Origin of the sequence: Collinsella sp. An271, from assembly GCF_002159695.1 — a bacterium.
Classification (GTDB): domain Bacteria; phylum Actinomycetota; class Coriobacteriia; order Coriobacteriales; family Coriobacteriaceae; genus Collinsella; species Collinsella ihumii.
This window is the reverse complement of sequence record NZ_NFJE01000001.1, coordinates 88,392-111,817: the sequence shown is the minus strand read 5'-3', so window position 1 is coordinate 111,817 and position 23,426 is coordinate 88,392. Positions and strand designations below refer to the sequence as shown.

General features: G+C 62.9%; 20 protein-coding genes. 19 read left to right on the top strand and 1 reads right to left on the bottom strand.

Features of this window, described 5'->3' with window-relative positions; translation table 11 throughout:
• Positions 1–131 precede the first annotated feature (131 nt).
• Positions 132–2,681 (bottom strand): ATP-binding protein, encoded by a 2,550-nt coding sequence (locus B5F74_RS00505; protein ID WP_158095649.1) that lies wholly within the window; start codon positions 2,679–2,681, stop codon positions 132–134.
• Positions 2,682–2,922: 241 nt separating this feature from the next.
• Here B5F74_RS00505 and rplS point away from each other — a divergent pair, with 241 nt between their 5' ends.
• The 19 genes from rplS (at position 2,923) to B5F74_RS12315 (ending at position 23,348) form a co-directional block, all read left to right on the top strand.
• Positions 2,923–3,264: a 50S ribosomal protein L19 gene (gene rplS, locus B5F74_RS00500; RefSeq protein ID WP_066832135.1), complete on the top strand. Its 342-nt coding sequence runs from the start codon at positions 2,923–2,925 to the stop codon at positions 3,262–3,264.
• Positions 3,265–3,440: 176 nt separating this feature from the next.
• The gene (locus B5F74_RS00495) at positions 3,441–4,229 is read left to right on the top strand and encodes a ribonuclease HII (protein ID WP_087199128.1); all 789 of its coding nucleotides are present in this window, start codon (positions 3,441–3,443) and stop codon (positions 4,227–4,229) included.
• A gap of 176 nt (positions 4,230–4,405) precedes the next feature.
• A complete protein-coding gene (locus B5F74_RS00490) occupies positions 4,406–4,882 on the top strand; it encodes a YraN family protein (protein WP_087199126.1) in 477 nt (158 codons plus the stop codon).
• Positions 4,879–6,408 (top strand): YifB family Mg chelatase-like AAA ATPase, encoded by a 1,530-nt coding sequence (locus tag B5F74_RS00485; protein ID WP_087199124.1) that lies wholly within the window; start codon positions 4,879–4,881, stop codon positions 6,406–6,408. The genes B5F74_RS00490 and B5F74_RS00485 overlap by 4 nt, the downstream gene beginning before the upstream one ends.
• A complete protein-coding gene (locus tag B5F74_RS00480; protein ID WP_087199122.1) occupies positions 6,392–7,321 on the top strand; it encodes a DNA-protecting protein DprA in 930 nt (309 codons plus the stop codon). Before B5F74_RS00485 ends, B5F74_RS00480 begins: the two co-directional genes overlap by 17 nt.
• A gap of 51 nt (positions 7,322–7,372) precedes the next feature.
• Complete coding sequence (gene trmFO / locus B5F74_RS00475) at positions 7,373–8,713, top strand: methylenetetrahydrofolate--tRNA-(uracil(54)-C(5))-methyltransferase (FADH(2)-oxidizing) TrmFO (protein WP_087199120.1); 1,341 nt, start codon at positions 7,373–7,375, stop codon at positions 8,711–8,713.
• On the top strand, positions 8,714–9,634 hold the full coding sequence (locus B5F74_RS00470) for a tyrosine recombinase XerC (RefSeq protein WP_087199118.1): 921 nt from the start codon (positions 8,714–8,716) through the stop codon (positions 9,632–9,634).
• Positions 9,635–9,901: 267 nt separating this feature from the next.
• Positions 9,902–10,678, top strand: coding sequence for a 30S ribosomal protein S2 (gene rpsB, locus B5F74_RS00465; RefSeq protein ID WP_066832114.1), 777 nt, complete (start codon positions 9,902–9,904; stop codon positions 10,676–10,678).
• A gap of 50 nt (positions 10,679–10,728) precedes the next feature.
• Positions 10,729–11,607, top strand: a complete 879-nt coding sequence (gene tsf / locus B5F74_RS00460; protein WP_087199116.1) for a translation elongation factor Ts — start codon at positions 10,729–10,731, stop codon at positions 11,605–11,607.
• Between the two features lie 119 nt (positions 11,608–11,726).
• A complete protein-coding gene (gene pyrH, locus B5F74_RS00455; RefSeq protein ID WP_087199114.1) occupies positions 11,727–12,449 on the top strand; it encodes a UMP kinase in 723 nt (240 codons plus the stop codon).
• 2 nt (positions 12,450–12,451) lie between these two features.
• Positions 12,452–12,985, top strand: coding sequence for a ribosome recycling factor (gene frr / locus B5F74_RS00450; RefSeq protein ID WP_066832108.1), 534 nt, complete (start codon positions 12,452–12,454; stop codon positions 12,983–12,985).
• The gene (locus tag B5F74_RS00445; RefSeq protein WP_087199112.1) at positions 12,986–13,774 is read left to right on the top strand and encodes an isoprenyl transferase; all 789 of its coding nucleotides are present in this window, start codon (positions 12,986–12,988) and stop codon (positions 13,772–13,774) included.
• 26 nt (positions 13,775–13,800) lie between these two features.
• Entirely contained in the window at positions 13,801–14,685 is an 885-nt protein-coding gene (locus B5F74_RS00440; RefSeq protein WP_239283297.1) for a phosphatidate cytidylyltransferase, read from the top strand.
• On the top strand, positions 14,682–15,866 hold the full coding sequence (gene dxr / locus B5F74_RS00435) for a 1-deoxy-D-xylulose-5-phosphate reductoisomerase (RefSeq protein ID WP_087199110.1): 1,185 nt from the start codon (positions 14,682–14,684) through the stop codon (positions 15,864–15,866). Before B5F74_RS00440 ends, dxr begins: the two co-directional genes overlap by 4 nt.
• 26 nt (positions 15,867–15,892) lie before the next feature.
• Positions 15,893–17,260 carry a site-2 protease family protein gene (locus B5F74_RS00430; protein WP_087199108.1) on the top strand — a complete coding sequence of 456 codons (1,368 nt, stop codon included), beginning with the start codon at positions 15,893–15,895 and terminating at the stop codon, positions 17,258–17,260.
• A 71-nt stretch (positions 17,261–17,331) separates the two neighbouring features.
• Positions 17,332–18,396, top strand: coding sequence for a flavodoxin-dependent (E)-4-hydroxy-3-methylbut-2-enyl-diphosphate synthase (gene ispG / locus B5F74_RS00425; protein ID WP_087199106.1), 1,065 nt, complete (start codon positions 17,332–17,334; stop codon positions 18,394–18,396).
• Between the two features lie 133 nt (positions 18,397–18,529).
• The gene (locus B5F74_RS00420) at positions 18,530–20,233 is read left to right on the top strand and encodes a proline--tRNA ligase (RefSeq protein WP_087199467.1); all 1,704 of its coding nucleotides are present in this window, start codon (positions 18,530–18,532) and stop codon (positions 20,231–20,233) included.
• A gap of 145 nt (positions 20,234–20,378) precedes the next feature.
• Positions 20,379–20,948 carry a haloacid dehalogenase-like hydrolase gene (locus B5F74_RS00415; RefSeq protein ID WP_087199105.1) on the top strand — a complete coding sequence of 190 codons (570 nt, stop codon included), beginning with the start codon at positions 20,379–20,381 and terminating at the stop codon, positions 20,946–20,948.
• Between the two features lie 168 nt (positions 20,949–21,116).
• On the top strand, positions 21,117–23,348 hold the full coding sequence (locus B5F74_RS12315; protein WP_158095648.1) for an S-layer homology domain-containing protein: 2,232 nt from the start codon (positions 21,117–21,119) through the stop codon (positions 23,346–23,348).
• The last annotated feature ends 78 nt before the right edge of the window (positions 23,349–23,426 follow it).

The window sequence follows — 23,426 nt, the reverse complement described above, 5'->3', positions numbered from 1 at the left end:
CAGCTGGAACACGCTGGAAATATGCGCATATACCATTTTACTCGCTCTGCCTGTTCCTCAATGGTGCATTTCGGATGGGTCGGTTCTTTCACGAACGCGCAACAGAGCGAAAGGCAGAGCGGATTCATAGTTTATGACCACACCTCCTCGAGTGCATGCGCGAGCGCGGCAGCGTCAATCGGCTTCGTCACGTAACCGTCCATCCCCGCGCCGCGCGCCTCGGCGGCATCCTCCGCGAACGCGTTCGCGGTCACCGCGATGATGGGAATCGATTTCGCATCGGGGCGTTCGAGTGCGCGGATCGCTCGCGTGGCGGCCACTCCATCCATCACGGGCATCTTCATGTCCATGAGGATCGCGTCGAATGCGCCGGCATCGGCATCACGGAATGCTTCAAGAGCGAGCTTGCCGTTGTCGACGCAGGTAACGTCGATCTCGAGAGCGCCGAGCAGGGCCTCGGCGATCATCTGGTTCGTCAGGTTGTCCTCAGCGACCAGCACGCGCCTGCCCTCAAACGACACGGCGCCCTCGTCTGCCGCCTTGCCGCGCACCGCCGACTCATCGGAGGCCTTCTGCTCGGGAGATGATGCGACCTCGAGCGGAATCGTCACGGTGAACACGCTGCCCTCGCCGACTTTGCTCGAGACGGAGATCTCTCCGCCCATCTGCTGGACGAGGTTCTTGACGATCGGCATGCCCAATCCGGTGCCCACCACGCCACGCGGCGCGAACATGGTCTCGCGCGCAAACGGGTCGAAGATGCGGCCCAGGAACTCCTCGGTCATACCGATCCCGGTGTCCGCAACTTCAATCTGGAACAGCCGCGCCTTGCGCGAATCGTCCTCGCGCGCGTCGGGCTCGCTCAGGGTCACATCGACGCGAGCCCCTTCCAGGCTGTACTTCAAGGCATTCGATATGAGGTTGTTGAGTACCTGCCCCAGTCGCTTCGAATCGGCGCGCACCCAACGGGACTGCCAGGCGGAATGGAGCTCTATGACTTTATTGCCCTGCTCGGCTTGAGGTCGAGCGAGCTCGACCGACGTCCGCGCGCATTCCACCAAGTCGACCGTCGCCAGATCGAGCGTGCTCTGCTCGGCGTTTTGAATGTGGGAGATGTCGAGGATGTCGTTCACGAGCGTCACGAGCTGGTTGCCGGCCTCCTCGAGAAGCGCAAGGCAGCGCATCGTCTGCTCGCGATCATCCGGGTTTCTCCGAATCATCTGCGTGAGGTTCACGATCGCGTTGAGCGGGGTGCGCATGTCATGCGAGATGTTGCTGAAGAACCGTTGCTGCCTGCTCGTCGCCTGACGCGCCGTCTCCAACGCGCTTTCGAGGAGCTCCTGGCGCTGCATCTCCTCGCGCATGGCGTTGTCCACAGCACGGAAGCAGATGATGGCCTCGCCGTTGGAGATCTCCGCGTTCGTGATGCTCGCGACGCTCACCCAGCGATACTCGTCGCCGAATCGCCTGAGGTAGCGGCCCCCGAACTCGGTGACGCCCTCCTGCTCGCGACGACGGATGTTCTCGCACGAGAAGCTCTCGGCGAACCGCTCGAAGGTCTCCTCCTGGACCACCTTTCGCATCTCATCCATGAAATGCGCGTAGGTTCCGGACTTTCCCATGGCGGCCGCCGTATCAGGCGAGGCCTTGACGGTCGTATAGGTCTGATCGAGGTAGTTGATGCGGTAGATGCCGAAATACGTGTTGCCGAGGATGCGGATGATGTCCTCGGACTCGTGCATGGCTCGCGAGCTCTTGCGCTCGCGCAGCACCGTATAGATCACGACCCCGAGCAGCAGCGCGCACAGCGCGATGAGGGCGAAGAACCCCGGCGTGATCCCGTTCATGAGAAGCGACATCGTGGGTATCGTGACCACGGAGAGCCAGCCCGGATCGAGCTCCGTGAAAAAGACGCTCAGGTTCGTGCCGTCCGGCCCCGCGATGGATGCGTCGCTTTGGTCGAGGAAGCCGGCATCGATCTCTTCTCTCAACCGATTGAGGAATTCTGACGATTCGGGGGACTCCGTGCTCAGCAACCCGCTGCTCACGACGGGCTCGCCGTTTCGGTCGAAAAGGGCGTAGCCCATGCTGCTGTCAGCCGCCCTTTGCGCCGCAACGGCCCCTAACTCGTCGAGCTGGATATCGAACGCCAGAACATTGCCCGAGCCGCTCAAGGCGATAGAGAGCGTGATGATGCTTCCGCCCGTGATCGTATCCGTATAGGCATCCGTCGCATATACCGCGCCACGCGCTTTCAAGGCACCTTGATACCAAGAGGCCTGGCTGTAATCAAAGTCCTCGTCGCCTTCCCATGGATTCGCGGCGATGATGGTGCCGTCGATGACCGCGTAGGGGTCGGCCATCTCCGAATCCATCGTGGAAGCCATGCCGCTGTTGAACCCTTCAAGCCATCGCTGCATCCGAGCGTCGTCGGCGCCGTCACTGATCAACTCGTCCATTCGGCTCGCGCTGTAGCTCAAGAACTGCTCAAACGAGCTCAGGCGCGTCTGAGCAAGCTGGGCATAGCTGGTCGCCAGGCGCGTCGCGAGCTCTTTTGCGTTCTCGAGCATCTGGGTGCGGATAAGCACCGATCCCCACACGATCGCCGCAACTAGAGCGATCCCTAAGAGGATGACCGAACCGATGCGGATACTGCGGACCCGCGTCTTCTGCTGTGCCATAGTTCCTCCAGTCGGAGCGCTCATCAAGTCATTCATGTACAGTATGGCCTACATTCGTGCGAGCGTAAGCGAGATGTCTGCGACTTTCCGCGGCAAACCGACGTGCCGGGGCGTCTCGTCACCATCGAAGCCCCACATAATTTGAGTTGCGTTCACCACATGCTTGCGTATAATAATTTCGTTTGTTCAACCCATGTGTCGTCACTCAGCGGCACCTCTGGTAAGAGTAAGGATCGAGAAGATGGATTACATCCGCGCAATTGAGCGTCAGGACATCCGCGAGGACATCCCGCAGGTCCGCGTTGGCGACAACGTCAAGGTTCACTATCGCATCAAGGAAGGCGACCGCGAGCGTATCCAGGTCTTCCAGGGTGACGTCATCCGCATGAGCGGTGGCTCCTCCCGTGAGACCTTCACCGTCCGCAAGATCTCCTTCGGCATCGGTGTCGAGCGTACCTTCCCCCTGCACAGCCCCAAGATCGCCAAGCTTGAGGTCGTCCGTCACGGTCGCGTCCGTCGTGCCAAGCTGTACTACCTCCGCGACAAGGTCGGCAAGGCTGCTCGCATCCCCGAGAAGCGCTAGGGATTATTGCAACCCAGCATCTCGCAAGGCCATCCTCCGGGATGGCCTTCTTTTGTTAGATGGGTTGTTTGGGGACGGGTTCGTTTCAACCCATTCGGCGGCGCCGTCATGGTCGAGTCGGGGGGATTTCCCTTTCGCAAGCTATTACAATGGGATTGCCGACAGAAGGGAATCCCATGGCAAATATGACAAGCTCGCTTCCAGCAACCAAGATTGCAGCTGAGCTCACGAGCGCATCGATCGACGAGATCCCCGTGCTGCTCGATCGCTATCGTGACGACCCCCGCACCCAGGTCAAGAAGGCCTGTGAGCGCGCCGCCCGCCGTCGCGAGAAGACGCTTGCCGAGCAGCAGCGTGTCATCGACATGTACCGCTCCATGCGCGAACTCGGGGGCAGCGGCGTTGTCGTAGGCGTTGACGAGGTGGGCCGAGGATCGGTCGCAGGCCCGCTGACCGTGTGCGCCGTCTGTCTACCCGAAGAGCCGATTATCTGGGGACTCAAAGATTCCAAGCAGTTGACGCCCGCCAAGCGCGAGCTGCTTGCCGCCCGTATCGCAGAGGTCGCGACGGCCATCGGCATCTGTCATATCCCACCAGCGGAGATCGACGAGCTCGGGATGGCACGCTGCCTGCGGCGCGCGGTGGCGGGGGCGGTTGAAGATACGGGAGTCACGCCCGACTGCGTCCTCATGGATGGAAACCCGCTCGATGCCGTACCTAACGAGCGCGATGTCGTGCACGGGGACGCCACCGTCGCCTGCATCGCCGCCGCATCGATCGTGGCAAAGGTCACCCGTGACGAGATGATGGTCGAGCTCGACGGCGAATACCCCGGCTACCATCTTGCCCAGTCAAAAGGGTACGCCTCGCCTGAACATATCGCCGCCATCAAGGAATATGGGCTCAGCCCCATTCATCGCGTCAGCTTCTGCGGAAACTTTCTCGAGACCGCGCGGCTCTTCTAGAAGGCTGCGTGAAGCCCAGCAACTGAATATGAGACCTCAATCGCGCTGCGACCTCGATCGTTGGCCGTCTGTACGATGCGGATAGGGTTTCGTCGGCTCGCTCGTCAACGTCAACAGGACGGCGGGTGCGCCCCCGTCTCCATACTCCTTTCACCTCTTGATAGAAAGGAGCAGCCATGGGCAAACGAAAGCATCGGATCCAGAACAGATTCAAGACGCATGAGGAGTTCATCAACGCGTGCGCCGAAGATCCCGAGATGATCGACACGTTCACCGCGAAGGAGCTCGGCTATCTAGGAGAAGCCCTTGCCTGCTCCTATCTAGAGGCCCAGGGGTACGATGCGATGTGCCAGGGCTACCGTTGTCCGGAAGGCGAAGCGGACCTCGTCATGTTCGACCCGGATAGCGAGGAGGTGGTGCTCGTCGAGGTGAAAACCAGGAGAAACCACACCGACGACGACTGCCTGTACCCCGAGCTCGCGGTCGACGAGCGCAAACAGCGCCGCTACGAGCGCATCGCTGCACGCTACCAGATGGAATATTTCCCCGTGTTCGCGCTGCGCTTCGACGTGATAGCGGTCACGCTTCGCCCCGGGTTCCTCGCGGAGATCGAGCATCTGGTCTCCGCATTTGAATGGGATTGCCAGCAATGAGCGGCTCGGGCGTCTACGCGGTGCATGCGGCCTGCATACGCGGCGTCGAGGCGTACCCGGTGACCGTCGAGGTCTCCATGGCCGAAGGGATGCCGGGCATCTCGCTTGTCGGCATGGCCGACTCGGGCGTTCTCGAGGCCCGCGGACGCATCCGGTGCGCGCTGCGAGCCGCGGGCTTCGAGATTCCCCGAAAGAGCATCACGGTGAATCTCGCGCCGGGGGATATGCGCAAGAGCGGGTCCGGCTTCGATCTTCCCATCGCCGTGGCGATTCTCGCGGCGTCTCACCAGATTCCCGAAGTCGGGCTGGACGACGCGCTGCTCGTTGGAGAGCTCGCGCTTGACGGCTCGGTATGCTCGGTGCGCGGAGAGGTCGCCTATCAGCTGCTCGCCCGCGCGTCCGGCTTGGCGCTCGTGACCGCGATCAACGAGCAGCACGTTCCGCTCGATTCCGTCGACCACTTCACGCTTTCGCACATCGGGTCGCTGCGAATCGGCGTTCGCGAAGCCGTCCAGAGGCATCCGCACGGCATGCCGGGCAGCGAGCATCCCGGGGCGCAGCCCGATTTTTCCGATGTCGTGGGACAGGAAGTCGCGAAACGCGGCATGGCGATAGCGGCCGCGGGCGAGCTCGGCCTGCTCATGGTCGGCAGCCCGGGAGCCGGAAAGACCATGCTCGCGCGACGGATGACAAGCATCCTTCCGCCCATCGAGGAGCGGGAGAAGCAGGAGGCGCTCTGCATCCACTCCGTCATGGGGGAGGCGGTCGATGGCCTCCTGAGGGGAGTCCGTCCGTTCAGGAGCCCTCATCACAGCATCTCTGCGGCGGGCCTCATCGGGGGCGGCAGGCCCGTGCACCCCGGGGAGATCAGCCTTGCCCACGGAGGCGTCCTGTTCCTGGACGAGCTCGCAGAGTTCTCGACGGGCGTCCTGCAGACCTTGCGCCAGCCGATAGAGGCGGGTGTCGTGCGGCTGGTGCGCGCGGAGGGAGCATACTCCTTCCCATCGCGGTTCCAGCTGCTGGCGGCAAGCAACCCGTGCCCGTGCGGATACCTCGGTGACCGGGAGATCGACTGCGCCTGCACGCCGCATGCCATCGAGCGATACCGCTCGAAGCTCTCGGGCCCCCTGGCGGACCGTATCGACCTGTGCATCGACGTCATGCGTCCGGACCCGGAGCTGGTCGTGAAGGGGGCAGAGGGTATGTCGTCTGCCGACCTTCGCAAAATCGTCGAGCGCGGACGAGCGTTCAGGACCTGGCGCGAAGGCCGTGAGGGGAAACCGGAGGACCTCGGACGGAGCAAACGGCCGCTTGACGGCGCGGTCGCCGCCTACCGACTGGACGGCGGGGGAGAGACGACGCTCATCCAGATCGCGCGAGCCGCCCATCTCACGGGACGAGGCATCATGCGCCTGAGCAAGATCGCCCGAACGATTGCCGACATCGAGGAGTCCGAGGACGTCAAGCAGACGCACGTCCTCGAGGCATCGATGTTCAGAGGAAGGACCGGTGACGAAGTTGGCTGATTCGCGCTATGAGCTCCACCCATCGGATGCGCGCTACCCGAGAAGCCTGCTCGATCTGTCGCAGCCTCCCGAGACGCTCTATGTCCGAGGAAACCTCGACGTCCTGGATGGTATGGGCCTCGCGGTCATCGGGTCGCGCAGGCCGACGCCCTACGGCATCGCCGTCGCCGAGATGGCGGCAACCGTGGCGGCGCAATCCGGCATCACGGTCGTCTCGGGCGGCGCGCGGGGATGCGACCAAGCGGCGGGAAAGGCCGCCCTCGCTGAAAAAGGACGTCACGTCATCGTTCTCGGAACAGGGGCGGACGTCACCTATCCGCCATCGTCTGCCCGCCTGATCGAGCGGACCCTCGAGACCGGGGGCGCCGTCGTCTCGATCGAGCGATGGGGGACGCAGCCGCGCCCCTACGCGTTCCCCAAGCGGAACGCCATCATCGCCGCACTCGCGCGCGCCGTCTTCGTCGCCGAGGCCGGCATGCCGTCGGGCACCTTCTCGACAGCCGATGCGGCCAACAAGCTCGGCAGGGAGATCCTTTCCGTGCCCGGTTCGATCCTGTCGCCCGAATCGCGCGGATCCAACTACCTCATTTCCGTCGGAGCGACCATCATCGTCGATGAGGAGTCTCTCGAGGTCGCCGTCTCGCGGATCTTCGAAACCCTGAGGTTCTCGCGCATCGGCCCCGCGGAGGAGCCGGGGATGTCGGAGACGGAGCGTCGAATACTGGATGCCCTGGTGGCAAACCCCATGCGGATCGACGAGATCGCGGCGATGCTCGGCGTCGATGCCGTCAGCTGCCTGAACGTCTTGAGCGGGCTTCAGATGACAGGAAGGATCGAGCGCATCATCGATGGGAGATTCGCGCCCACAAAACGCGCACTTCACGCTCGAGGTGCCATCATGCACAATAGGTAGAACCCGCGCCCGCGCAAGCGGGCGCCATCATGAACGATCGATGGGAGCGCAATGGAGAACAAGATGGTCACGGTAGTGGGCGGCGGTCTCGCGGGCAGCGAGTGCGCCTGCCAGCTTGCCGATCGGGGCATAGCGGTGCGCCTGTACGAAATGCGCCCCCAGGTTTCCTCTCCCGCACACCATACGGGTCATCTCGCCGAGCTCGTGTGCTCCAACTCGTTCAAATCGACCCGACCCGACTCCGCTGCAGGCCTGCTCAAAGACGAGCTGCGCCGCATGGGCTCCGTTCTCCTCTCGTGCGCCGAGCGCGCGGCCGTTCCCGCAGGAGGCGCCCTCGCCGTCGACCGGACCGAGTTCTCCCGGCTGGTCGAGCAGGAAGTCGCCGCGCGCCCCCTGATCACCGTCGTGCACGAGGAGGTCACGGACATTCCCGAGGGCGCGGTGGTCATCGCTGCCGGCCCGCTCTGCTCGCCGGCGCTCTCTTCCAAGGTGATCGACCTTGTGGGCGGGGACTCCCTCTCGTTTTTCGATGCGGCGGCGCCCATCGTGGACGCATCGACCCTTGACATGGACGTCCTGTTCAGGCAGTCCCGCTACGATGACGCCCAGGTGGGCGACTACCTGAACGCGCCCATGAACAAAGAGGAATACGAGGCCTTCATCGACGCCCTCGTCAACGCCGAGCGCGTCGTGCTCAAGGATTTCGAGGGAGGGGACCTGTTCCAGGCGTGCCAGCCCGCCGAGGAGGTCGCGCGCACGGGCAAGGACGCCATCCGGTTCGGCGCCATGAAGCCCGTCGGCCTCACCGATCCGCGCACGGGAAGGCGTCCTTGGGCGGCCGTCCAGCTGCGCGCGGAGAACGCGCAGGGCACCGCCTACAACCTCGTGGGCTTTCAGACGAACCTCACGTTCGGCGAGCAGAAGCGCGTGTTCCGCATGATCCCCGGACTCGAGCGCGCGGAGTTCTTCCGCTACGGCGTCATGCACCGCAATACCTTCGTGGATGCGCCCCACGTGCTCGACCGGACCTTCCGCATCCCCGGGACCTCCGTACGGCTGGCGGGCCAGATCACGGGAACCGAAGGCTACACCGAGGCGATCGCATCGGGTCTGCTCGCCGCGCTCAACACCTATGCGGACCTCGAGGGGATCGACGGGGTCTCGCTTCCCGTCACCGGCGCGTTCGGCGCGCTCGTGGCCTATGCGACGGACCCGGCCACGTCGGGCTATCAGCCCATGCACGTCAACTTCGGCCTTGTGCCGCCGCTTGAGGACGGTTGCCGCAGGTCCAAGCGAGAACGCTACGCCGCCTATGCCGAGCGGGCCGCAAACGACCTTTTCGCTTATTGCGCAAGCAGGCCCGATCTGTTCGGCCGAGGGCCCGTCCGCTAGATGGAGCGGATTCAGGACATCCGCGGCGCCGTCGAGGCCTTCTGCGCGCATATCGAGCGCGTGGAAGGCATGTCCCCGCAAACCGTGCGCGCGTACGCATCCCATCTCGACGCGTATGCGGCATGGGTCGAGCGGTCGCGCCTCGACGGCCTGCGCGTCTCCGTTCGCGACCTGAGGCGCTACCTTGCGCAGTTGAGGGAGGCGCGCTACGCCCCCAAGACGATCGCCGCGCACCTGTCTTCCATCCGCTCCCTCTACGCATGGCTCGCGGCCGAGGACGTGATCGAATCCGACCCCGCAGCCGCCATCTCGTCCCCGAAGATCCCCAAGAACCTCCCGCATGCGCTAACCTCCGAGCAGATGGACAAGCTGCTCGCGATCCCCGACGGCTCCAAACCCGAAGGCATCCGCGACAGGGCGATGCTCGAGGTGCTCTACGCCTCGGGCGCGCGCATCTCCGAGCTCGCGGGCCTCACGCTCGACAGCTTGAACAGAGGCGACGCCACGGTCAGGCTGTTCGGCAAGGGCTCGAAAGAGCGCATCGTCCCGCTGTATCGCCGCGCATGGGAGGCGATTGACCGCTACCTTCTCGATGCGCGCCCCCAGCTGCTCGAGCGCTCAAATACGGTCGATCTGCAGACGGAGCGCGCACTGTTCGTCTCGTCGCGCGGACGGGCCATGAGCGCGGACTCGCTGCGATACCGCTTCGAGACGCTCGTGCGCCGCGCGGGCCTTCCCTCCGACATCACGCCGCACGCCATGCGCCACACCTATGCGACCGACCTGCTGGAAGGCGGCGCGGACCTGCGCAGCGTCCAAGAGCTGCTCGGACATGCGAGCCTGTCGACCACGCAGCTGTACACGCACCTCACCCCTGAGCGGCTCAAGGGCGCCCTCAAGCAGGCTCACCCCCGAAGCTGACTCAAATGAAGGAGACGACCGCAGGCCGCCCGCTCCGTCAACCCGTCCGTTGTGCATGTCGCGTGGGAAAATGGGGCAGGGGAGAATTTCCCCTCCACACCGCAGCCGTTCCCTGCTATTATTCTGCGGGTTGCTCAACTGGGCAACGTATCTATCACACACGCGCGGCTACTCGCTGAGCCGTGGTGCCTGGGGGCACGGTAGCATTTTCCCAGGTGGCCAGCGAGGTCGGATGCCTGCGCGGAGGCGAACCACAGGAGGTTATCCATGGCTACCAAGATCAATATCCGCACCCTTCTCGAGGCCGGCTGCCACTTCGGTCACCAGACCCGTCGCTGGAACCCCAAGATGCGCCCCTACATCTTCGGCGAGCGCAACGGCATCTACATCCTCGACCTCAAGCAGACCATCGTCGAGGCCGACCGCGCCTACACCTTCCTGAAGAACACCTGCGCCCACGGCGGCAAGGTCCTGTTCGTCGGCACCAAGAAGCAGGCCCAGGAGGCCGTGAAGTCCGCCGCCGAACGCGCCGGCATGCCCTACATCAACCAGCGCTGGCTGGGCGGCATGCTCACCAACTTCGTGACCATCCGCTCCCGCATGAACCGCATGGAGGAGCTCGAGGCCATGGTCGCCGACGGTTCCATGGCCCTGCGCGTCAAGAAGGAGCAGGCCGTTCTCGGCAAGGAGCTCACCAAGCTCCAGACCAACCTGGGTGGCGCCCGTGACATGAAGTCCCTGCCCGCCGCTCTGTTCGTCATCGACACCAAGCGCGAGGAGAACGCCATCAAGGAGGCCAAGCGCCTGCACATCCCCGTCGTCGCCCTGATCGACACCAACTCCGATCCGGACGAGGTCGACTACGGCATCCCCTGCAACGATGACGCCATCTCCGCCGTCTCCCTCATGTGCGAGCTGTTCGCCGACGCCTGCCTCGCTGGCACCGGCAAGGAGCAGATCTCCGAGGCCGAGATGGCCGGCACCGCCGAGCCCGAGGCCGCCGCTGAGGCTGCCGAGCCCGCGACCGAGGCCGCTGCCGAGTAAGTACCCTATAGCCTAACGTTCGTTCATCATTGAGTTCGAAAGGAACAGACATGGCTCAGATCACCGCCGCTATGGTCAAGCAGCTCCGCGAGATGACCGACTCCCCGATGATGGAGTGCAAGAAGGCTCTCGTCGAGGCCGATGGCGATATGGATGCCGCCGTCGACATCCTGCGCAAGAACGGTCTTGCCGCTGCCGCCAAGAAGGCCGGTCGCGACACCAACGAGGGCGCTGTCGCCGCATACATCTCCGACGACGCCACCGAGGGTGCGCTCGCCGAGGTCGCGTGCGAGACCGACTTCGTCGCCTCCAACCCCAAGTTCACCGGCTTCGTCGCCAATGTCGCCCAGGTCGCCTGCGCCACCGAGCCCGCCGACGTCGACGCCCTGCTCGCGTGCGACATGAACGGTGAGTCCGTCCAGGACGCCCTCACCGAGATGATCCACATCATCGGCGAGAACATGAAGATCACCCGCTTCGCCATCCGCAAGCCGGCCAACGGCGCTGTCGCCAGCTACATCCACATGGGCGGCAAGATCGGCGCTCTCGTCGAGTTCGCCTTCGACAAGCCCGAGACCGCTTCCACCGAGGCCTTCAAGTCCTTCGCTCACGATGTGGCCATGCAGGTTGCCGCCACGGCCCCGATCAGCGCCGTTCGCGAGGACGTGCCCGCCGAGGTCGTCGAGCACGAGGTCTCCATCTACAAGGCTCAGGCCGCCGAGTCCGGCAAGCCCGAGGCCATTCAGGAGAAGATGGCCATGGGCCGTCTCGAGAAGTTCTTCAAGGGCTTCGTCCTGAACGAGCAGGAGTTCATCAAGGATTCCAGCATGTCCATCAAGCAGTACGCCGAGAAGGTCTCCAAGGAGGTCGGCGACAACGTCCGCGTCGTCGCGTTCGACCGTCTGGTTTCCGGCGAAGCCGCTAACTAGTTCATCGTTTCATGATGACCGAGCAGGCTATGGGTTTCGACCTGTGGCCTGCTTTTTTGTGGGCGCGGCACCCATTATTCGCTAGAATGGGTGCAGTCTGACGATTGAAGGAGGACATCTTGTCTGAGTACCTCTACAAACGCGTGCTGCTTAAGCTCTCCGGCGAAGCGCTGATGGGGGAGGGCCGCTACGGCATCGACCCCGAAGTCACCGAGCGTCTTGCCCGTCAGGTCAAGCAGCTCCACGACGACGGCGTTCAGGTCGGCATCGTGGTCGGCGGCGGCAACATCTTCCGCGGTCTCGCCGGTTCTGCCAACGGCATGGATCGCGCCCAGGCCGACTACATGGGCATGCTCGCGACCGTGATGAACGCCCTTGCGCTGCAGGATGCGTTCGAGCGCCTCGACGCGCCGTGCCGCGTCATGAGCGCGATCCAGATGAACGAGGTGTGCGAGCCCTACATCCGCCGTCGCGCCATCAATCATCTCCAGAAGGGCGATATCGTCATCTTCGCCGCCGGTTCGGGCAACCCGTACTTCACGACCGACACCGCCGCCGCCCTGCGCGCATGCGAGATCGGTGCCGAGTGCCTGCTCAAGGCGACCAAGGTCGACGGCGTCTACGACAAGGATCCCGTCTCCAACCCCGACGCCGTCCGCTTCGATCGGATCACCTACCACGAGGTGCTCGTTCGCGGCCTGCAGGTCATGGACTCCACCGCAGCCGCCCTGTGCCAGGACAACCGCATGCCGATCATCGTTCTCAACATCGAGGGCGAGGATAATATCAAAAACGCCCTCAAGGGCGAGCCTGTTGGAACCGTCGTCGTTCAGGAGGATTAATCATGGCCGATATCACCGACAACATGGACAAGACCCTCGAGAACCTGAAGCACAACTTCGCCAAGGTGCGCACGGGTCGCGCCAACGCCAACATCCTGTCCGACATCACGGTCGACTACTACGGTGTCGCCACGCCGATCACGCAGGTCGCCGCCGTCAAGACGCCCGAGGCCCACATGCTTGTCGTCGAGCCCTGGGACAAGGCGCTCGTCAACGCCATCGTCAAGGCCATCTCCGCCTCCGACCTGGGCATCACGCCCTCCTCTGACGGCATGATCGTCCGTTTGCCGTTCCCCGCTCCCACCGAGGAGCGCCGTCGCGAGCTGGTCAAGGAGTGCCGCGAACTCGCTGAGCAGGCCAAGGTCGCCATCCGCAACATCCGTCGCGACGCCAACAACAAGCTTGAGCGCGACGAGGACCTCACCGAGGACGATGTCCGTCGCGAGCAGGCCAAGGTCCAGAAGCACACCGACGACTACGTCAAGAAGATCGACGAGATGCTGAAGGCCAAAGAAGCAGAGGTCATGGAGATCTAAGTGCACTACGATGAAGCCAAGTTCGCTGAGTACTTCAGCGACGCTCCGGCGGATCTCGATATAGCCCAGCTGGATATGGCGCGCATCCCGCGCCATATCTCCTGCATCATGGACGGCAACGGCCGCTGGGCGACCGCGCGCGGCCTCGCTCGTACCGAGGGGCACAAGGCGGGCATCGTCTCCCTGCGCGAAGTCATCACCGCCGCCGTGCGCCTGGGTGTCGACGTGCTGAGCGCCTACGCGTTCTCGACCGAGAACTGGAACCGCCCCCAGCACGAGGTGAACGTGCTCATGCACCTGTTCGCCAAGACCTTTATCGATGAGCTTCCGCTCCTCAAGCGCGAAAACGTCCGCGTTATGTTCCTGGGCGACATCTCCGCGCTGCCCGAGCGCACGCGGAAGGTCTTCGAGTACGGCCTGGAGGCCTGCCGCGACCACACCGGCATGACGCTGGCGCTCGCGGTGAACTACGGAGGCCGGGCGGAGATCACCCGCGCCGCGCGTTCCATCGCCCGGCTCGTCCAAAACGGAGATCTCGACGTCGACGCCATCGATGAGTCTTGCGTGGCGAACCAGCTCTACACCGCGGGCCTGCCCGACCCCGAGCTGGTGGTCCGGACGTCTGGCGAGATGCGCGTCTCCAACTACCTGCTTTGGCAGATCGCCTACTCGGAGTTCTACATCACCGATACGTATTGGCCCGATTTCGACCGCTGGGAGCTCGTCCGCGCGATCCTGGCGTTCCAAGGACGCGATAGGCGTTTCGGAGGCCTCTCCAAGACGAACTGATGCGTCCTGACCCATGAGGAGTACCGTTGGATCAGATCCACGACAACACCGACCGTGAGCCGTCCGCAAAGGGCGGCTCCGTCTCTCAAACGACCAAGGGCGGCAGGCTGCACGGCCTTCTGGTCCGTACGGGCTTCGGCCTCATCTATGCCGCTCTGTTCATAGGTTGCCTGATGCTCGGCACGATGCCGACGGCCATCTTCGTCGCCGCGATGAGCTGGCTGTGCTGCTTCGAGTTCTACCGCATGATGCGGCTCGACGGCAAGGTTCCCAACGAGCTTTTGGGCCTTGCCGCCGCGTTCCTGTTCCCGCTGTCCGCGCTCGTCGACCCGCTGTGGCTCACCGCCCTCATCTTCATCCTCGTGCTCTCGATGGGCCTTTGGTACGTCTACTCGCCCCGCACGCGCATCGCCGATGTGGCCGTGACGGCGTTCGGGCCCATCTATACCGGGTTCATGATGTCCGCCATCGTTCTCACCCGCGACGCGCTCCCGGGCTTCGAGGGCGCCTTGCTCTCGATCGGCGTCTGCGCTTCGCTGTGGGTGAGCGACTCATGCGCCTATCTCGTGGGCAGCCGTATCGGGAAGCACAAGATGGTTCCCAAGATCTCTCCCAACAAGAGCTGGGAGGGCTTTGTCGGCGGCCTGTTCGGTTCCGTCATCATCTGGCTCATCCTATGGGCGACCGGCTTGTACGACCTCGAGCTGTGGTTCGCCATCGTCACCGCCCTCATCGTTTCCGTCCTCGGCGTATTCGGCGATCTCATCGAATCCCGTATCAAGCGGGGCGTCGGCGTCAAGGATTCCGGCAACCTCATTCCCGGGCACGGCGGCATGCTCGACCGATCGGACTCGCTGATCTTCGGATGCATCACCGCGTACCTGCTGCTTCACATCGGAGGCGTCCTATGAGCTTTACAGCAACGTGCGGTGAAGACGGCCGCAAGCGCATCGCAATCCTCGGTTGCACCGGATCCATAGGCACGCAGGCGCTCGATGTGTGCCGCCAGCATGCCGACAAGCTCCAGATCGTCGCCCTCACCGCCCATAGCCGGGTGACCGAACTCGTCGCCGCAGCACGGGAATTCGACGTCGAGCGCGTCGCCGTGACCGATGAGCGCCGCGACGGCGACCCTGCGCTGCAGGATCTGCCCGACGGCTGCGCATGCGCCTTCGGGGCGCAGGCCGCAGTCGACCTTGCCGTATCCGACGACGTCGACTGCGTGCTCGTCTCGATCGTCGGCGCCGCGGGCCTCGCGGCGAGCGCAGCCGTTCTCCAGGCCGGAAAACAGCTTGCCCTGGCCAACAAGGAGTCGCTGGTCGTCGGCGGCGACCTGCTCATGCCGATGGCTCAACCCGGTCAGCTCCTACCCGTCGACTCCGAGCACTCCGCGATCTTCCAGTGCTATCTCGGCGAGCGCGCGGATCAGGCCCATGCCATCTGGTTGACGTGCTCCGGCGGCCCGTTTTACGGATACAGCCGAGATCAGCTCGAGAAGGTCACCGTCGCCGACGCGCTCGCTCATCCCACCTGGAACATGGGGGCCAAGATCACCATCGATTCTGCAACCCTCATGAACAAGGGCCTTGAGCGCATTGAGGCGTGCCATCTGTTCGGTGTCGATATGGATTTTGTCCGCGTGCTCATCCAGCGCCAGTCTAAGATCCACTCCATGGTGGAATACGAAGACGGATCGGTTATCGCCCACCTGGGCGCCTCGGACATGCGCATCCCCATCCAGTATGCGTTCTCCTATCCCGATCGGTGGTCGACGCCGGCGCCACGCGTCGATTTCCGCACGCTCGGCTCCCTTGATTTCGGCGAGCCCGATACGAGTGCGTTCCGGTGCCTGCATCTCGCAGAGATCGCGGGTCGTACGGGGGGCACCCTGCCGTGCGTGCTCAACGCGGCCAACGAGGTCGCCGTTGCGGCGTTTTTGGACGGGACGTGCTCGTTTACCGATATCGACCGCATCGTGGAGTCCTGCATGGACGACCACGATGTCCAGCCCGTCCAATCGCTCGAGCAGCTTGCCGACATCGATCGGTGGGCGCGGCGCCGTGCGGCGGAGGCTTGTGCCGCGCGATCGTAAGGCATACGCGTCGATAGGCGTCTCATATGGATATGCTCATAAGTGTCGTATCAACGGTCTTCTGGGGCCTGGTCACCATCTCCATCCTCATCTTCATCCATGAGGGCGGCCATTTTCTCGCAGCGCGCGCCTGCGGCATCCGTGTGACCGAATTCTTTCTCGGCATGCCCTGCCGGTTCAACCTCCATACCACGTTGAGGAGATCGGGTACCAAGATCGGCGTCACTCCCATCCTGCTTGGCGGATACGCCGCCATTTGCGGCATGGACGACCTCGATATCCCGAGCACCCCCGACGTGCTCGCCTCCATCCACCGCCATGGAACCGTCACCGTGGAGGAACTCGCCCTCGAGCTCGGAATCGACGCGGAGGACGTTCAGGAGGCCTGCATCCAGCTCATGGGGTGGGGGTCCATTGCCCCCGTCTTCGCCGACGACGACCGAAAGCGCGATAAGTACGAGGCGGGCACCTTCGCCGCCCTGCCGCGCGATGCCGCAGGGAACACCGTCTACGACGGCCGGGCATTCGATGCCGCCCATGCGACGGGGGAGGGCGAGGCGTGGGAGCCCCCGATGGGACAAGACGCGTTCTTTGAGCACGAGCGGTCGCGGACCTATGCCGGCGTCGGGTTCCTCAAGCGCGCGTTCATGCTCGTCGCCGGTATCGCCGTCAACGTCGTGTTCGGGTTTCTCCTGCTCATGAGCGTGTACTCGATCATCGGCTTCGACGTTCCCGTCGATGTCAACCGGATCGGATCGGTCGTGGAAGGCTCTCCCGCCGATGCTGCCGGTCTCGAATCGGGCGACGTGGTGATCTCGGTCAACGGAGAGCAGACCGATTCGTGGACGGCGCTCGTGACCGCGCTTCAGGCTGCCGGAGATACCGATCCCGGCGCGACCATCTCCTTGGATGTCGAGCGGAACGGCTCCCAGCGCACAGTCGAGATCACCCCCGACGAAGAGGGCCTCATCGGCATCAACGTTCCCTACGAGAACTTCACGCTCAACCCCATCGACTCGTTCTTCGTCTCCGCGGACTACATCTACCAGACGGTTTCCGGCGTCATCTCCCTGCTCGTGCCCACGCAGACCATGGAGGTCCTCAGCGGCTCGACGTCAATCGTGGGCATCTCGGTCATGTCCGCCCAGGCTGCCGCAAGCGGCCCGGCGATCTACCTGACGTTCGCCGCGCTGATCTCGCTTTCCGTCGGCCTTATGAACCTGCTGCCTATTCCCCCGCTCGATGGCGGTAAACTGGTAATCGAGGTCGTGCAGGCCATCACCCGTCGCAAGGTACCGCTGCGCATCAGGTCGATCCTGTCCTATGTGGGCGTCGCCTTGTTCATGGCCCTGTTCGTCTACATGCTCCAACAGGACATCACCCGTTTCTTCTAGCAGGCTCTCGTGATGAGCGACAAGGGAGACGCGCGTTCGCCCTCGCCCGCTCGCAGGAGATAAGGAGACCCATGGATACCAAGCTACCGCGCCAAAACACCCGTCAGGTCATGGTCGGGTCGGTCCCGATCGGCGGGGGCGCACCCGTCGTCGTGCAGTCCATGACGTGCACCGACACCGCCGATGCCGCCGCAACGCTCGATCAGGTTCGTGCCCTTGCCGCCGCCGGCTGCGATATCGTGCGCGTGACCGTGCCGCGCGAAGATGCGCTCGACAGCTTTCGCGAGGTCTGCGCCGAAAGCCCCGTGCCCATCGTGGCCGATATCCACTTCGACTACCGACTGGCCATAGGTGCCGTCAAGGCCGGGGCCGCAAAGCTGCGCATCAACCCCGGCAACATCGGTTCATGGGAAAAGGTCGACGCGGTGATCGACGCCGCGGGTCAAACTGGAGCCGTCATCCGCATCGGCGTGAACGCCGGCTCGCTCGAGCGCGATATCGCCGAGCGCCAGGACCTTACCCAGCCGGAAAAGCTCGTCGCCTCCTCCATGAGATTCGTCGAGCATTTCGAGCAGCGCGGTTTTGAGAACATCGTGCTCTCCGCCAAGGCGCACAGCGTTCCGACGACCATCGAGACGTATCGGGCCCTCTCGCGCGAGCTGCCCCACGTACCGCTGCATCTCGGCGTGACCGAGGCGGGGACGATTCGCCAAGGGACCATCAAGAGCTCCGTAGGGCTCGGCATCCTGCTTGCCGAGGGCATCGGTGACACCCTTCGCGTATCCCTCACGGCCGATCCCGTCGAAGAGCCGCCGGTGGCATGGGGAATCCTCGAATGCCTCGGCATCCGTCGCCGTGGACCGGAGCTCGTGAGCTGCCCCACCTGTGGGCGCACCCAGGTGAACCTGATCCCCATCGCCCAGGAGGTGGAGCGCAGGCTGCAGACCGTGACCAAGCCAATCTCCGTCGCCGTCATGGGATGCGTCGTCAACGGACCGGGGGAGGCGGGCGACGCGGACGTCGGCGTCGCCTGCGGCAAGGGCAGCGCTTTGCTGTTCCGCCACGGCGAGGTGATCCGCAAGATCGACGAGGAGAACATCGTCGACGAGCTCATGGCGGAGATCGAACGCCTGTAATGCCCGTAATATGCGCAAAAGGGGAGAGTGCCCGATTGCATAGCCGCATGCCCGCCACGTGCGGTAAGATGCATGCCGTGTGTATATAACGACCATCGTGAGGAGATTAAACGTGTCTGCCACCAAACGCGTCATGAAGATGTCGAATCTCTATGCGCCCACGCTCAAGGAGGATCCTGCCGAGGCCGAGCTCGCAAGCCATCGCCTGCTGCTGCGCGCCGGCATGATCCGCAAGCAGGCAGCCGGCCTCTATTCCTATCTGCCGCTCGCATGGCGGTCGCTCAAGAAGATCGAGGCCATCGTGCGCGACGAGATGGATGCGGCCGGCGCGCAGGAGCTCCTCATGCCGATCCTCACCGACGCCGAGCTCTGGCGCGAGTCCGGCCGTTGGAACGCTTACGGCCCCGAGCTCATGCGCGTCACCGACCGTCATGACCGCGAGTTCGCCCTCGGCCCCACGCACGAGGAGACCGTGACCGACCTCATCACCAACGAGCTGCGCAGCTACAAGCAGCTTCCCGTGAACCTGTACCAGATCCAGGACAAGTTCCGCGATGAGATGAGGCCCCGCTTCGGCCTCATGCGCGGGCGCGAGTTCATCATGAAGGACGGCTACTCATTCTCCGCCACCCAGGAATCCCTGCAGGAGATCTACGACGACATGAAGCAAGCCTACGCGAACATCTGCGAGCGCTGCGGCCTGCGCGCGCTGCCGGTGGTCGCAGACTCCGGGCAGATCGGCGGCGACACCTCCGTCGAGTTCATGGCGCTTGCCGACGCCGGCGAGGCAGCCCTCGTCTACTGCGACGACTGTGGCTTTGCCGCCGACGAGGAGGCCGCAACGACCTCCGTCGAGGTCACCGAGGGCCCCGGCGACGGTACGCTCCAGAAGGTCCACACGCCCGGCCTCGGCACGATCGAGGCCGTGGCCGCGTTCTTCGGCTTCCCTGAGAACGGCACCCGCAAGTCGCTCGCGCTCATCGCAGAGGACGGGACCCCAGTCGTGTGCATCGTCCCGGGCGATCACGAGCTCAACGAGTGCAAGGCCGAGCACCTCTTCGGCGCCTATCATATGATGTCCGACGAGGAGCTCGAGGCCCATGGCCTGCATAAGGGCTTCATCGGGCCGGTCAACCTGCCCGAGGGCATCCGCCTGGTGGTCGACGAGAACCTCCGCACGTCCAAGAAGTGGGCCTGCGGCGCCAACGAGGTCGACTACCACTTCACCGGCGCCTGCCCCGATCGCGACTTCACCGTTGACGAGTGGGCGGACCTCATCACCGTGCACGCCGGCGACCCCTGCCCCCATTGCGGCAAGCCGCTGGCCGGTGCGCGCGGCATCGAGGTCTCGCAGGTCTTCCAGCTCGGCACCAAGTACTCCGAGGCCATGGGGGCCACCTTCGCCGACGAGAACGGCGAGGAGAAGCCGTTCCTCATGGGCTGCTACGGCGTTGGCATCTCGCGCACGCTCGCTGCCGTCGTCGAGCAGCACAACGACGAGAACGGCATCATCTGGCCGACCTCCATCGCCCCCTTCGAGGTTAGCGTCATCGCGCTCGACAAGAAGGGCGAGGCGTTCGACGAGGCCGCGCGCCTTGCCGACGAGCTGGCCGCCGCGGGCGTCGAGGTCGTGTTCGACGACCGCGCCGAGCGGCCTGGCGTCAAGTTCGCCGACAACGACCTCATGGGCTTCCCGTATCAGCTCATCGTGGGCAAGCGCGGCATCAAGAACGGCACCGTCGAGCTGAAGTGCCGTGCCACCGGCGAGCGCGAGGACGTCGCCATCGACGAGGTGGTCGCGAAGCTCGCGGAGACGGTTCGCTCCGAGCGTCGATAAGCGAAGCGCCCTTCGGTAGGATGGACCGGCGGGCATTGTAAACACTGTGTCAGGAGCGATGCGCACTCAGCGGCGCGCATCGCTCCGAGCCGTATCATAACGGGGCGGGGGCTCAGCATATCAAGGAGAGGGGTCGAGGCTTCGCATGCGCGTGCTCGATTTCGACAACACCATCTACGATGGCGAGAGCCCACTTGATTTCTACCTGTTCTCGCTCAGGTTTGCGCCCCGCAACATCCGCTACATCCTTCCCGTGATCTATCACCTGATTCGCTACCAGCGGTCGAAGTCTTCCCGCGAGGATATCGAGAAGGCTATCAACAAGTACATCCATCAGTTCCTGACATCGTTTGACGACATCCCGACCGTCGTGAACGCGTTTTGGGACAGCCATATGCACAAGATCAAGCCCTGGTACACGCCGAGGCCCGACGATGTGATCATCACGGCCTCGTTCAACTACACGATGGATGAGTTCATGAGGCGCACCGGCATTTCCTGCTGCATATGCTCCACGATTGACTACGAAACGCTGGAGCTCATCCACCTCAACTTCGGCGACAACAAGGTCAAGGCCTTTAAAGAGGTCTTCGGGGACGACGCCGTCCCGGACGAGTACTACACCGACAACCTGGTTGATCTGCCGATGATGCGCTATGCCAAGAAGGCGTTTCTGGTAAAGGGCAACAGCGTTACCCCGTACGAGGCGGGGTAGGGGGCTGTTAGGGGAGAGAACCGCCCGCTAGGGCAGTTAAATCGCCCATCTGTCTTTGTTGCGCAACAACTTCAGCGAAAATTAGTTTCTCATGTATGCCGTGAGGAGTCCGAAAGTTCCAAACGGCCGGATCGCTCACTTCGTCCATTGCGGAAAGAAGGAGCAACAATGCAGAAACGAAACAACTGGGCAACATCAAGCAAGGTGATCAGAAGAGCAATACCTGCATTCATCGCAGCAGGACTCGGGCTGACGCTTGGTATGCAGCCCGCACTCCCTGTCACGGCATATGCAGAGGACGCCATCGCAGATGAGGCGGCTAAGACGGAGCATGCTGCCGAGATGCGAAACTACTGCGGTAAAGTAGTTGAGACCTATCAGCTGACTGTCCAGGAAGACGGCAAACACTTCCAAATCGAATCGTTCGAGGTACCGGAATTTGAAGGGCATGCCCCTGCTTACTACATTGTGTACCCGCAGGAAGATCCTGAATGTGATCATTTTGGAACGGCCATTGTTACATCTGAAGAGATTGCCAATGGAGCCGCATCACTTCCTTATGGCACCCTCATCGGCAACACTTTGCCTAAAACAATTTACTCCGTGGTACTCCAACCTGTGTACGTGTTGCCTCAGTACCATCTGACCGACGCAACCGATTCCATGGAGGTATATATCGATAGCCAGAATGGGTCAACAGGATACGAAGACAACCTCAATGTCGCTACTACGCAAGCATGGGACGACCCCAAGAAACAAATTGATACGACAACCATTCTGGCTTGTAAAAGTTTTGGGACCGTCGATTACGGAGCATTTACCTCTGAAGTCGTTGGGATCATGGTGGACTCCACATCGATTCCCATGCTAACGGACGATCAACGCGTCTATATACAAGGCTATGATATTACCGGTTTCCACACCGAGCATTATTCGACTGATAATCTCGATGTGACTCGCTATGTTCAGGACGGCTTTGCGCTCGTTGGCATCCCCAAAGACGTTCCTTTGGTCTTCGGCATCGATACCGGTATGCAGCTTGCTGCCATGAACGATGATGGCACGTTTGATTACCTGTATACAAATAACTACGCTGTTAGCACTACGATGCTTCCTGCAGACATTCCAGGCTATGCGATTTATCACGTAACGGCAACATTTGAAGTTCCTGCAGGAAAAAAGGTTTACGCGCTGGCTGATGATATTGGAAATAAAGATGAGTTTATCTTTAGCAGAGAATCGCGTTTCGACATCTCCAGCTCCATCACCCCTGGAACAACCCCAAGCGATTTGAATTGGATTGAAGCGACTCCGAATGAAGATGGTACGTACACCATCGATTTTGCAACATATCGTTACTGGGAAACACACCACAACGGCGTGTCAACAGGAGGTGCAGACCATAAGACACCTGAAGGTTATGCCTCGATATGCGCAAATATGTCCGGTTCAGCTTCTGTTGAACCATGGCTGAGCGCAGTAATCAGGCTTGTTGACGAAACCGAAGAGCCCGCCCCCGATCCTGACCCGGAGCCAACCCCGGATCCCGACCCCGAGCCGACGCCTGAGCCTGACCCGGTTGAGGACGTCGAGGTACCCGCAGCCGACGGCGGATCTGTTTCCGTTGAGCCCGTCCCTGTTGGAGACACCGCCACGATCGTCACCGAGCCCGAGCCCGGCCAGGAGGTCCGCGACGTCGTTGTGACTGACTCCGAAGGCAACCGCGTCGAGACGGCGACCGATGAGGACGGCAACGTCACGTTCGAGATGCCTGAGGGCGGCGTCACGGTCGAGGTCGTCTTCGGCTGCGACGGTGGAGACCTTTGCACCACGCATCAGTTCCCCGACATCGACCAAGATGAGTGGTACCACGACTCCGTCGACTGGGCGATCGACAACGGGGTTTTCCACGGGTACGACAATGGCGACTTCGGTCCCAATGACATCCTCACCCGAGAGCAGGCCGCTGCGGTCCTCTACAACTACCTTGGCGGCGAGCCCGGGGCTTCTGACTCCGGCCTTTCCGACGTGTCCGACGACTGGTACACCGACGCCGTAAATTGGGCGGTAGCCAACGGCATCATGACCGGCTACGAAGGAACCGGCTCATTCGGCGTCGGCGACGCGCTGTCCCGCGAGCAGTTCTGCGCCGTGGTTGCCAAGGCCATGGCTGCCGACCTGTCCGATGTCGACCTCTCGGTCCTCGATGACTTTGCTGATGCCGAGTCCGTATCCGAATGGGCCCGCCCGGCCGTTGCGTGGGCGGTCCAGAAGGGCGTCGTCAACGGCGTGGAGAACCCGGACGGCACCCGTTCGCTTCAGGGAGTCCGAGAAATCACTCGTTCCGAGATGGCTGCAATGATGGAGAATACCGTGAACGCGGGCGTACTCGCACAGTAGGCTCAGCTCACAGATAACAACCGGGCCGCGCTCCATTTCATATGGGGCGCGGCCCATTCCTCATTGTTCAAAGAAGCA